The sequence below is a fragment of the Candidatus Magnetobacterium casense genome (genome assembly GCF_019173545.1).
GTDB classification, from domain to species: domain Bacteria; phylum Nitrospirota; class Thermodesulfovibrionia; order Thermodesulfovibrionales; family Magnetobacteriaceae; genus Magnetobacterium; species Magnetobacterium cryptolimnobacter.
Genome location: NZ_JABXWD010000070.1, coordinates 1 through 12,372 on the forward strand (window position 1 = coordinate 1; position 12,372 = coordinate 12,372).

The 12,372-nt window shown below is 48.5% G+C and carries 9 protein-coding genes; 6 read left to right on the plus strand and 3 right to left on the minus strand.

Annotation, left to right across the window (positions count from 1 at the left end; translation table 11 throughout):
• The first annotated feature begins 178 nt into the window (after window positions 1–178).
• The gene (locus HWQ67_RS05660) at window positions 179–2,845 is read left to right on the plus strand and encodes a response regulator (protein ID WP_218251680.1); all 2,667 of its coding nucleotides are present in this window, start codon (window positions 179–181) and stop codon (window positions 2,843–2,845) included.
• Window positions 2,846–3,001: 156 nt separating this feature from the next.
• On the opposite strand, the gene HWQ67_RS05665 is transcribed toward HWQ67_RS05660, so the two are convergent.
• Together HWQ67_RS05665 and HWQ67_RS05670 are read right to left on the minus strand one after the other, a co-directional pair.
• Window positions 3,002–4,189: a sensor histidine kinase gene (locus HWQ67_RS05665; protein WP_218251681.1), complete on the minus strand. Its 1,188-nt coding sequence runs from the start codon at window positions 4,187–4,189 to the stop codon at window positions 3,002–3,004.
• Window positions 4,189–6,225, minus strand: coding sequence for a histidine kinase dimerization/phosphoacceptor domain -containing protein (locus tag HWQ67_RS05670; RefSeq protein WP_218251682.1), 2,037 nt, complete (start codon window positions 6,223–6,225; stop codon window positions 4,189–4,191). Before HWQ67_RS05670 ends, HWQ67_RS05665 begins: the two co-directional genes overlap by 1 nt.
• 87 nt (window positions 6,226–6,312) lie before the next feature.
• On the opposite strand from HWQ67_RS05670, the gene HWQ67_RS05675 reads away from it, so the two are divergent.
• On the plus strand, window positions 6,313–7,206 hold the full coding sequence (locus HWQ67_RS05675; RefSeq protein ID WP_218251683.1) for a cation diffusion facilitator family transporter: 894 nt from the start codon (window positions 6,313–6,315) through the stop codon (window positions 7,204–7,206).
• A gap of 137 nt (window positions 7,207–7,343) precedes the next feature.
• Here HWQ67_RS05675 and HWQ67_RS05680 read toward each other — a convergent pair whose 3' ends face one another.
• Entirely contained in the window at window positions 7,344–8,708 is a 1,365-nt protein-coding gene (locus HWQ67_RS05680; RefSeq protein WP_218251684.1) for a radical SAM protein, read from the minus strand.
• A gap of 213 nt (window positions 8,709–8,921) precedes the next feature.
• On the opposite strand from HWQ67_RS05680, the gene HWQ67_RS05685 reads away from it, so the two are divergent.
• From HWQ67_RS05685 to HWQ67_RS05700, 4 genes are all read left to right on the plus strand, one after another.
• On the plus strand, window positions 8,922–9,239 hold the full coding sequence (locus HWQ67_RS05685) for a nucleotidyltransferase domain-containing protein (protein WP_218251685.1): 318 nt from the start codon (window positions 8,922–8,924) through the stop codon (window positions 9,237–9,239).
• Window positions 9,226–9,624 (plus strand): HEPN domain-containing protein, encoded by a 399-nt coding sequence (locus tag HWQ67_RS05690; RefSeq protein WP_218251686.1) that lies wholly within the window; start codon window positions 9,226–9,228, stop codon window positions 9,622–9,624. The genes HWQ67_RS05685 and HWQ67_RS05690 overlap by 14 nt, the downstream gene beginning before the upstream one ends.
• An 80-nt stretch (window positions 9,625–9,704) precedes the next feature.
• The gene (locus HWQ67_RS05695) at window positions 9,705–10,010 is read left to right on the plus strand and encodes a retroviral-like aspartic protease family protein (protein ID WP_218251687.1); all 306 of its coding nucleotides are present in this window, start codon (window positions 9,705–9,707) and stop codon (window positions 10,008–10,010) included.
• Window positions 10,011–10,155: 145 nt separating this feature from the next.
• Window positions 10,156–12,024 (plus strand): tetratricopeptide repeat protein, encoded by a 1,869-nt coding sequence (locus tag HWQ67_RS05700; RefSeq protein WP_218251688.1) that lies wholly within the window; start codon window positions 10,156–10,158, stop codon window positions 12,022–12,024.
• Window positions 12,025–12,372: the final 348 nt, after the last annotated feature.

Consider the following 12,372-nt stretch of genomic DNA (forward strand, 5'->3'; position numbering starts at 1 on the left):
GCATAAATATGTATAACAATAGTTCACCCCTAAGAAAAGAAAGAAAGGGGCGGCTCCGCCCCCCTTTAGAACCCCCCGCAAGGGGGCCAGCCCCCTTGACCCCTTCTTCATGTTATAGTTACTTATGCTCGGTTACTTAATGGAGTCGGGGTAGGCGGGCATTTCAGAGATTAAGGGTATGGAGGATATTACAAAAGTGGAGCAAAAACGTCCCAAAATACTTATCATCGATGACGAAAAGATAAATATTGATATCCTGCTGAATATGCTAAAGGAGGATTATAAGCTCGTTATAGCCAAGGATGGGCAACAGGCCATGATGCGTCTGGATTTACATGATGGCAATCCCGACCTGATCCTGCTCGATATAGTAATGCCGGGGATGGATGGTTTTGAAGTCTGTAGACGGTTAAAAGCCAACAGTTCAACCAGAGGCATACCCGTGATATTTCTGACGTCCATGACCGGCATTGATGACGAAACCAAGGGGTTTGAAGCTGGTGCGGTTGACTTTATCACCAAGCCGTTCAATCCCGCCGTGGTCAAGGCACGTGTAAAAACCCACCTGGCCCTGTACGACCAGAACAGAACAATGGAGGATATGGTCAACAAGAGGACCGAGCAGTTGCAGGTCAGCACAAATGCCCTTGAGGAGGCATTGAGAAACCTCCAGACGACGGAGATCGTCCCTGGGGTGTACTGGGTGCAGGTGCCCGGGGCTGACCTCTATGTGTTGTGTGGCGCCCCGGCGGATGTGGTAAAGCACATGATGATAAAGGGGTATATATCGCGCCAAACAAAGGACGGTGTTACCTTTGAGACCGGCCCCAATGCCATCCTGCTGTCCGAAGTGCTGATACAAAACGGCATGTTCTCAAACCTGGCGGAGTTTCCGGTGCTACAGATGCTCTACAGACAGGGGATGCTCTTGCCTGGGCATCCACGTAATACCGGGGTAAAACCTCTGCTTATCGGCTCCAGGGAACAGGTCAATGCACAGATGAACTACATATATCGCGGCAACTACGGCCTGACCTCCGTCGAAGAACTCGTACAGGGCGGCCTCTCCCCGCAGGAGGCACAACAGATGATGGCTATAAAGCTAAAGTTTGCCTTTGGCGGGATCAGACCTACCACAGACTTTGTTGACACCATAGTGGTGGAACAGGCCCCGGTGGAGATCAAAAACGGGGTCTATATCCGCAGGACTGGTTTTAACCGGTATGAGTTTCAGTACAAGGGCAGAACTACTGAGGTTGACCTCAACCTGGCCCCCGATCAGACCTATGAATCCCCCTACACGCTTGGATTTCATGATATTGGCAGACATTACTTTTCGGTGATCCACTCCGGTCAGGGGGATGGCTGGGACACCCGCAGGCAGAGCATGGCAAGTATCCTCGTATTTCAGGGAAACATCTACCTGATAGACGCAAGCCCAGGCATCGTCTTTACGTTGAAGTCATTGGGCATAGATATAAGCGAAATCAAGGGTATCTTTCACACCCATGCCCACGATGACCACTTCTGCGGTCTGCCGGCGCTGATACAATCCGACCACCGGATAAAGTACTATGCCACGCCGGTGGTGCGCGCCTCCGTCTCCAGAAAGCTCTCTGCACTGATGTCCATGGAAGAGGAGAGGTTCTTTGACTACTTTGATGTCTCAGACCTGCAGGTCAACCAGTGGAACGACTGTGACGGTCTGGAGGTCAAACCCGTCTACTCGCCACACCCGGTGGAGACAAATATCCTGTTCTTCCGTGCGCAGGATGACAATGGATACAAGACCTACGCCCATCTGGCCGACATCGTCTCACTTGAACTACTCAAGAAAATGTGCATCCCCCCAGGGGAAAGCGCTATATCACCTACGTTTTTTGACGACGTGAAGGCCAACTATCTGCTGCCGGTTGATCTGAAGAAGATCGATGCCGGAGGGGGACTTATCCACGGTCAGGCGTCAGATTTCAAGAATGATGACTCCGGCAGGGTCGTACTTGCCCACACCTCAACGGCGCTGACAAACGAGCAGAAGGAGATCGGTTCCGAAGCCGTCTTTGGCTCGGTGGACGTCCTGATCCCAACCCAGCAGGACTATATCAGAAGGGCTGCATACCTGTATCTCAAGGCCTTCTTCCCCACCATAGACGAAGGCTATCTCAGGGTGCTTCTCAACACAAAAATACTCCGCTTCAGCGCCGGTTCGCTCATCCTGGGCAAGGACGATACCCCCTGCGTGTATCTGATACTGTCGGGCAGCGTGGAGTTTATACTCTCCAGTCGGAATATACACAACCTGATATCGGTGGGTAGCTTGATCGGTGAGAGGGCGCTCTTTACGGATGAACCTCAGCAAGGCTCCTGGCGTGCAATCTCTCATGTCAACGTGATGCGTTTCAGTGTTGATTTCTTCCGTGGGTTTCTCAAAAAGCACGACCTGTTCGACTTCATGAAAAGCGCCGTAAACAATATCGCCTTTCTCCAGGGGACGTGGTTGTTTGGCGAGGGGATATCCTACATGGTCTTAAACAGGATAGCACATAAGATAGTCCCCACTTATTACAACAAGGGTGAAAGGATTTCCGGGGGTGACCTGCGCATCCTGTTTTTGACAAAAGAGGGAGAGGTTAATGTATACACTGCCAATGGCAATCTTGTCTTTAGTTGCAGCGACGGCGGATTCTTCGGAGAGGACTCCATTGTCTCAAGCCTTCCCCGACAGCTGATCTTTGAGACCTCAACCCCCTCGACGGTCTACCACATAGATGGCGACATGTTGCTGGAAATCCCCGTGGTGCACTGGAAGCTCCTTGAAATACACTCCAAGCGCAGAAATATGTAACGGTAAGGAAAAAAGGAGGGCGGCTCCGCCCCCTCCTCAGACCTCCCCCGCAAGGGGGCCAGCCCCCCACTGAGCCGGGGGTCGCTGACCCCTTGACCCCTTCCTGCGCAGAGGTGAGCTGCCTGCCTCTCATTGGTTCTGCCGCTGCCAAGGTGCCTATGTCCTGTTTAGTTCTATCGTAAAAACGGCGCCCTTGCTATTGTTGTTTGCGTACAGTTTGCCGCCCATGCTGTTTTCTATAATAACCTTGGACATGTAAAGCCCTATCCCCGTCCCTTCCGACCCCTTTGTCGTAAAGTACGGCTCAAACACCTTGCCAATAACCTCCTGAGGTATCCCTCCACCGTTGTCCGTGAGTGCTACCTTCACCGTATGGTCGGTTGTGGATAGTTCAACGTGTATCTCACCTTTTTCTCCGGCGGTAAACAAACCCTGCTTCTTCCTTTTGACAATGGCATCCCTGGCATTACACAGTATGTTGAGCACCGTCTGCTTGAACTCGTTTGGAAGTCCTTCGGCCATAGGCTCATCGCTACAGGTAGCCTGAGCGCTATCGTTGAGGATGACATTGATATCGGACTTTGTAAACTGGATGTTAATCAACTGGATTACTTCCTTTATAGCGGTGCATACCTTAAACGGAACCTTTTTCTTGTCCGGTTTAAAGAAGTTCATAAAGTCGTCAATCGTGTTTGTCATAAATCGTACTTGCTCTAAGGTCATATTCACTGACTGCGACAGATAGGCTGCATCAAAGTCACCATATTGGTAAGCATCACCTAAGTCCTGGGCTATGATGGAGATGGCGTTGAGGGGTTGTCGCCACTGGTGTGCTATGGCGGCTATCATCTCCCCCATCGATGCCATCTTGGATTGATGTATCAGCATGCACTCCTTCTGTCTGTTGATCTCTACCTCTTGTTGTACCCTTAGTTCGAGTGTCCTGTTTAGTTGCCTGAGTTTGTTTTCCATGCCGTGTTTGTATATGGCTATCTCTATGCTGGTCTGCAAGTCTCGTTCGTTAAAAGGTTTGAGCAAATACCCGAATGATTCGGCTCTCTTTGCCCTCTCCAGGAGGGTCTCATTTACGTGAGACGTCAGAAATATGACAGGAATATTGTAAGCCTCGCCAATCTTGCTGGCGGCCTCTATGCCGTCCATCTCTCCCCTGAGCACTATGTCCATGAGGACAACGTCGGGTTTGTCAGTTGCCGCCCTTTCTATTGCCTGCGCACCGGAGGCCACTATGGAGGTTACGGAGTATCCCATCTCCTGTAATGTCATCTTTATCCTGCCGGCAATGATAAATTCATCCTCTACAATTAGAACGGTCTTTTTAGTCATCAGCTTGCTCCTTTATCCGGCGCCTGAAACTGCACCTTGATCTCTGTTCCCCCTGCCGTGTTCAGCTCTATCTTACCGCCGAGCTGGGTTTCGGCTAAACCCGTGATTAACTGAAACCCCATAGATTCAGTGTTTCTTATATCAATCTCTTTCGGGATACCTACGCCGTTATCCCTGACGATTAACTCAATATTGCCACCGGAGTTGTCCTGCAGGCATATAAATATCTCCCCCTGCCTTCCGTTTGGAAAAGCGTATTTTACGGCATTGGTGAGCAACTCGTTTATCAACAGTCCAATGGGCACGGCTATGTCAATGCCCAGGGATACTTTCCTTACGTCAAGGTTGAATGTGATGTGTGACAGATTTAGCTTATAACTATCGCAGAGGGTTTTTATGAGCTTACTAATGTAGCTGTTGAAGTCAACACCGGTCAGATCATCAGAGCGGTAAAGCATTTCGTGGACATAGGCGATAGACTTTATCCTATTTTCAGCCTCTCTGAACACGTTCAATGCCTCCTTATCCCTGATACTGTAACCTTGCATCTTCAACAGGCTGGAGACTATAGTCAGATTGTTCTTGACCCTGTGGTGTATCTCCGCTATGAGCATCTCTTTTTCTTTAAGCGACCTCTGTATAAGTTTTTCGGCGTTCTTAAGTTCCGTAATGTCGTGAAATAACGCAAACTTCGACATGGAGCCATCCCTGTTTTTTATCGGTGTATCGTACCGATGATATGTCTTGCCATTTCTGGGATAATACCACTCCCAATAAATGGTTTTCCCTGCAAGTATCTCATTCTTTTTGCACCACGGACACGGCTCCGGTTTGTCGTGGAAATACTCATAACACTTACGCCCCACGGCAATGCCAAATTCCCGCTCTACAAAAGGGTTGACGTATTCAAGCACACAATCACTTGTAGTAATGTAAATCCCGTCATCTACCGTGGCCATGATCGACAGCAGTTTATCTCTTTCAATCCTGACCTCTTCTTCCAGCCTCCGTTGTCGGGTAACGTCCCTGGCTATGGCATATATCCTGCCATCCTCCAGCACCGGACCGGCCATCCACGACAATATCCTAAAAGAGCCGTCTTTGCATATATAGTGGTTTTCAAAATCTCTGGTAGTCAGGCCCCCGAGCTGTTTCTCTATCTCGGCAATGGTTGACTTACGGTCATCGGGGTGGATAAACTCCATCAGCGGCCTGGACAGCAACTCCTCCGTGGTAAACCCCAGCACTTTTTCAAACATCGGATTGACCTGTTTGAGATACCCGTCGGTTGAGGCAATGCAGATCAGACTGAAAGATTCATTGAAGAACTTGTCACGCTCTTGCTCGCTCTTTTTTAACGCCTCCTCGACACTTTTCCGCTCTGCAATGGTCTCCTCCAATGGCCTGGTAATACCGGTAATGATCCTCATTCCACCCAACACGGCCAGCAGTATGCCCGACAACACGCCCCCTGCCAGCAGTCCACGGTTTCTTTTATAGGCGACAACGGCCTTGTCGTACTCCTGCCTTGTGACCATTAACTGTACGTCTTCCAGTTCGTTCAGTTTAATGGAGACAGGGTCTGTCACATCATACATCTGTCCTGTGACGTATTTATTTAGGGCCTGTCGGTCTTCTTTCCTTAGAATATCAAGCAACCTTGCCACCATCTCATCTGCCGTCTTAAATAGCGGTTCTATTTCAGCTATCAACCTCTTTTCTTCTTGCACCAGGTAGGTCTCCTTGTACTCTTTCCATTTGCTGTCCTTGAGTTCGATTGACTTTTCGATACCTTGTATTGCCTGCTGCCATGTAATTTTACCGTCATGTACCTTCTGGAGCGTAATAACGATGTCGTGTGCATATATGTCCGATATTGTCTTTATATCCCGCAATGGGACCACGCGGTCAAGATATACGGTCTTAAGCCCGTCCCTGGTCGTCCCCATGCCGTGTAAACCCAACAAACCGATACCCGCAAGGAGCACCGACATAAAAGACAACAAGGCCGTTATCAGTCTGACACTTTTCATCATTTAATGGTAGCTTATTCCTTACAATGTCGTCAAATCATACTTACACGACAACACGGCAAATCGCTTATCTGTCTGTGCGCAGAATCCATGAATAAAGTTATAATAAAGTTATACGCTATGGACATGGACAATAATATAAGGCAAATACGGCGGGTATTGATATATACCATGGCGTTGAACCTGGCCGTTTCCCTGCTGAAGATAATCTACGGGATGATTACGCATTCGGTGTCTATCTATTCGGATGGTTTCCATTCCGGCTTTGACGGAATCTCAAATGTGGTTGGACTTGTGGGCTTGCGCTTTGCCTACAGCCCCCCTGACGCCGAACACCCCTACGGACACAAGAAAGTGGAGATTCTGCTTACGGTATTCATAGCGTTGATGATGTTTTTTGCTTGCTTTGAGATATTCAGAAACGTATATGAAACATTCATTGAAAGACCTGAACTAAAAATATCCGCAGGGAGCTTTATCTTAATGCTGGCCACACTTGCTGTAAACCTGTTTGTCAACACATACGAACAACGTATGGGTAAGAAGCTCAACAGTGAGTTTCTGATGGCCGATGCTGCCCACACCAGAAGCGATATATACGTGACAGTAGGGGTGTTGATTGCTCTTGCCCTGTCAAAGCTGGGGTTTGGCTATGCGGATATGGTAGTTGGGGCTATCGTTGGATTGTTGGTGGCATGGTCAGGGATGGAAATCCTGAAATCAGACATCAGCGTGCTCATTGACACCAACCAGATTGACACAAGGCTCTTATATGAAATCGTCAATAAAATTGACGGAGTCATCGACAGCCACAAGATCAGGACACGGGGGAGCAAGGGCTGTGTGTTTGTTGACCTGCACATATTTGTTGACCCCACACTGACCGTAGCAAGGGGGCATGAAATTGCTCATGAGGTTGTTCATGCCATTAAGTTAAATATGGATGGCGTTGCCGATGTAGTTGTACACATTGAACCCGGCTGAAGACGCTGCCAGTAGAAAGGTTCCGCAGGAAGGGGTCAAGGGGACTGGTCCCCTTGCAGGGGAGGTCTGAGGAGGGGGCGGAGCCGCCCTCCTTCTTTCTTTTACCATGCAATATAAAGAGGATACATCAAAACGCGCTATAAAGAGAGAGAGTCATAGTTTTGCTGCATCATGGCATCGAGTGGGTTAATCGCATAGGCCGTATTGATCCATTTTCGGGCGTTTGTGATGTCGTTGTCTGTGGCGTAGAGCACCCCGATGTTGTTGGCAACCTCAAAGAAACAGGCATCCTGCTCATAGAGCGTCAACAGCCTCTTTATGGTATCGGCGGCGCTTATGCACCCATGCTGCCAGTCGTCCATGTGGCGTTGGAACTCGCCGTTGAGGGCAAAGACGTCATATGGCTGTCTGATCTGCGGAGAGGCCGGTATGTGCGACTGCGTATTGAGTTTGCGCAGACATGCCTGCTCGTGCCTGTTGAGCAGTTGGAAGAACGGGCAATTCTTGCAGCCATCACCAAACCGACCGTTTCTGATATCCAGACGCAGACGCCTGTAGTGATGCCCATGCCAGACCTCTGACAGGGTATTATAGTTGAGATTGCCCATAAACAGGTGGTCTATGAAACAACACGCCCTGATCAGTCCCTTAAAGCCAATGGATACGTGTTGCTCTGCCGTCCTGCACGCAAACCTGCCGTCAGCCCTCATGTCAAAGAACCTGTTGATCAGCCCTGCCGGGGGAGGAATCTCTCCTGAGTACGTTCCGCCGTGGATGATGCTTATGCCGTCTCTGTGGCAGAGGGCAACGGCCTCTTGGAGGTTTTCGTCAAATTGTTCCCTGGCAAACAACAGCGATTTTGCTTTGAAGTCATCCTCGTTGAAGAATATGCGCTGTGCCACGACGAGCTGTGTTGCGCGCAGTTGCACGGCCAGTTGGGCAATCAGTGGCAGTTCGGTTACGTTATCCCTGCTTGCGGCAAAGGCAATCTCTATGGAGGGTCTATCGGTTTTGTACTGGTCTTTGAGTGAGTTCAGCAGTCTTATGTTTTCTATCAATCTGTCAAAGCTCCCCCCCTGTCTGATATACTCATAGGTGGTTCGTGTGGCCCCGTCGATGGAGATGGTGATGGCTATGTTTCTGCCCAACAGTGGGAGTATCTTCTGGCGGGTTAGCAGCAGCCCGTTGGTGGAAAAGCTGATGTCAACGTCTTGGGGGAGGTGTTGCGTGCAATGCTTGAGGATTGCGTCCCAATTCTTTGCCAGCAGTGGCTCCCCCGCCGAAAACAGACACAGCGACCTGAGATGGCTACACTGTTTGAAGGCATCCTCAAACATCGCCCACTGCATGTGCCCCTTGTCCATGCTCAGATCGTCCTGTGCATGGGCGCACATGACACACCGGAGGTTGCAGTGGTTTGTGACCTCCAGAAACACCACCCGGGGCGCCTCCCAGTATAGAAGACCGTTAAAGAGTTGCAGTTGTGTCAGTGACATTGCCATTGTATACAATAGCATCTCCGGTGGGTGTTTGACAACATGCCAAAGAACAGAAAAAAAGGGGCGGCTCCGCCCCCCTTCAGAACCCCCTGCAAGGGGACCAGTCCCCTTGACCCCATTATTTCACACTCAATTATCATGCCTGAAAAAAACTGCGTCATTTCAGTATGCCTGAATCTATTGACAGAGGCGGCCACGTTGGTTTAGTATAAAATCATGAACCTCGATATTATAATAAGGGATAAAATCGTAGAGAGGTTGAAGGTTGTAAACCCTGCAAGGATAATCCTCTTTGGGAGCTTTGCCTGTGGCAATCCCACAAAAGACAGCGATATTGACTTGTTGATAATAAAGGACATTCTAAAGTCAAAGGTAGAGGAGATGACAGAGGCCAGGAGGGCATTAAAGGGTATCTTGATGCCCTTTGATACAATAGTACAGTCCCGGGAGGAATTTGAATTCTATAAGACACAAGTCAACTCTGTTTCCTATGAGGCGGCTAAAAATGGTATCGTGATTTATGAAAGAGGCTAAGTTTATCAAGCAGTTTGAGATATTCTTGATTAAAGCCAAACAAGACTTAATGCTTGTTGAACAAGTGATTAATAATATATCCGTTGCCGATGAAATAAAATACTTCCACTTGCAACAATGCGTTGAAAAGGCTATTAAGTCTTTGTTGAGTTCCAGGGGGGTTTCTTTCCCTAAAACACATGACCTTGAAGACCTGGTGGAACTTGCTGAAGATAACGATATTAAATTACCGGAATACATAAAAATTCTTACAACACTAAACGCGTATGCCGTTGAATCCCGTTATGCAATAATACTGGAACATCTATATAATGTTGGCACATATCTGTTCCATGCAAATATATTTATCGAGTTTATTGAAGCGTTGTTAAAAGAGAGCAGGTAAGGACTTACAAATGAATTTAGCCGGAGAGAACTTTGAAAATTACGGATGCTTAAGGGCAAACAGTAAGGAGGATGTAGCCAATGGGTGAGGTTAGGGTCAAGGTGTTATTGAGAAATTATGCTAGTGCTGAGATGTCACGGAGGGGGTATATTAGCCAAAAGGAGATAGAGTCCAGTGAGCTTGAGATGCTTGTTGATACTGGTGCGGTACTGATCCTGCTACCCCAGGACGAGGTGGAGAAACTTGGCCTGCATCCGGCAAGGAAGATAGTCGTTACCTACGCAGATGAAAGAAAAGAGGAAAGATGGCTTGCCATGGGGCTGGAGGTAAACATCGGAAACCGTTCAATGGTAACCGATTGTATCGTCGGCCCCCCCCCTGTGTGAACCACTGTTGGGGCAAATAGCGCTTGAGGAGCTTGACCTCATAGTAGATACTCAACGACGGACGCTTACGCCAAGACCTGAATCCCCAAACCTGCCACTGCTAAATCTGAAATAATAGCAGATTACCGAAAAAATCGGGCATTGTTTGACTAAGAAATCCGGACATAACAAGCCAAAGAGCAGCGACGCTACAACAGCGTCTGCTACAACAATTATACGGCGGGAACCCCCGGTATTCTTAAGTAATCCGTTCTTTCACGTCTTAATAATAGCCGTTGTCGGTCTGCTGATTTATTCCAACACGTTTGAGGTACCTTTTGTCTTTGACGACAAGCCTAACATTATTAAGAACCAACTTATAAGAAGCCTGAAATACTTTACCGACAACACGGCATTTGAATCTGCCGATGTATCTAGGCAAGTCAAGGACTTTTTCAAGACACGCTTTATTGGTTATCTCTCCCTGGCCATGAACTATAAACTACATGCCCTTGATGTTACCGGATATCATATCTTCAACCTCGCCGTACATATCACAAACGCCGGTCTAACCTACTGGCTTATCATACTCACGCTTAATTCGCCATTTCTCTCAAACACCACGGCAGGCAGGGATACACCCAAACTATATGCCTTATCCGGGGCACTCTTGTTTATAAGTCATCCCATTGCCACACAGGCGGTTACCTATATCATCCAGAGGTTTGCCTCACTTGCAACGTTGTTTTACCTGTTGTCGGTTGTGATGTATGTCAGGGCCAGGGTCTGCCGGTCTGTCACTGCACAAGGTATACTCTATGTGGTATCCGTTCTGTCAGCCATCTGTGCCATGAAGACCAAGGAGATTGCATTTACAATACCCCTGTGCATAGCCCTCTATGAATTTACGTTCCTTGAGGGAGGTCTCAGGAAAAGGGTCGCTTATCTGGCGCCAATCATGTTGACAATCGTGGTGATACCGCTTACGCTCATAGGCAGTCGGGGGGCTTTGTCAGACGCCGAGAGCATCAGCAGGTCTATAGGCATCGCAAGCGCCCCGGACATCAGCAGGTGGGATTACCTCATCACACAGTTTCGCGTAATTGTAACCTATATACGGCTGTTGTTTATCCCCGTCAACCAGAACCTCGATTATGACTATCCCGTATATAGAACCCTGTTTAACTTCGAGTCCCTCATCTCACTGTTGTTTATCGCTTCAATCGTAGGGCTGGCGGTCTATCTGTATGTCTTGTCGGCCAGGGCAAATGGCAAGCACATCCTGAGATTGACCGCCTTTGGGATATTGTGGTTCTTTCTGACCCTCTCTGTGGAAGCCGGCATCATACCCATTGCGGATGTTATCTTTGAGCACAGGTTATATTTACCCCTGGCGGGGTTTTGCCTTGTGTTTGTTTCGGTGTGTATCATCGCTGATGATAAGTTAAAACACAGGTGGATTGTACCAACGGCGGTAACCCTAATCGTGCTGACCCTCGCCGTGGCAACGTACAGAAGAAACAACGTCTGGCACGATGAGATCAGTCTGTGGTCGGACGTTGCCGTAAAAAGCCCAAACAAGGTTCGCCCTCAATACGACCTTGGGGTCTTTTATGAGAGGGCCGGAGACTACGAAAAGGCATTGTTGCAGTATCAAATGGCCATAGCGCTTAACCCCAATGACTCCGAGGCCCATTACAATATGGGTAACGTTTATCAGAGACAGGGCGATTTCGATGCAGCCATCAAACATTATCAGGCTGCCCTGAAACTCAAACCCGATTACCTTGAGGCGCATAACAACCTCGGTAACATCTGGTTCAGGCAAGAAAATTATCAGCAAGCCATAGCAGAGTATCAAGCGGTCATAAAGCTCAACCCTGATTACGCCGAGGCGCATAATAACCTGGGCAGCGTCTACGGCATCCTCGGTCGTGATGACGAGGCCATTAAGGAGTTCCAGGCAGCATTAAGGCTCAACCCCGACGACATCGATGCCAGGAAAAACCTTGAATTGTTGTTAAACACCAAGTGACGCTGCTAATGCCCATAATTAGAGCAAAAAAAAATAGCAGTTACACTGATCTGATTCGAGTTTTTTCGGGTATCAAAATTGCTCAAATAGAAGAGCCTCTTGCAAAAGTACATATTATGTAAAATATTGCAAAAAACTCATTTTGTAAGTGGTTGATGTTAAACTATATTTTCGAGGCATGATAATTGCTTGATTTGAGATTTGCAAGAGGCTCAGAAGAAAGAAAGGGGCGGCTCCGCTTCTTTGTCGCTCCAGGAGGGGGCAGCGCCCCCCCGGCTCAATGCGCTCCTGGCCCCCTTCAGAACCCCCCGCAAGGGGAGGGGCGAGGCGCAATCTTGTCGCAGCGGG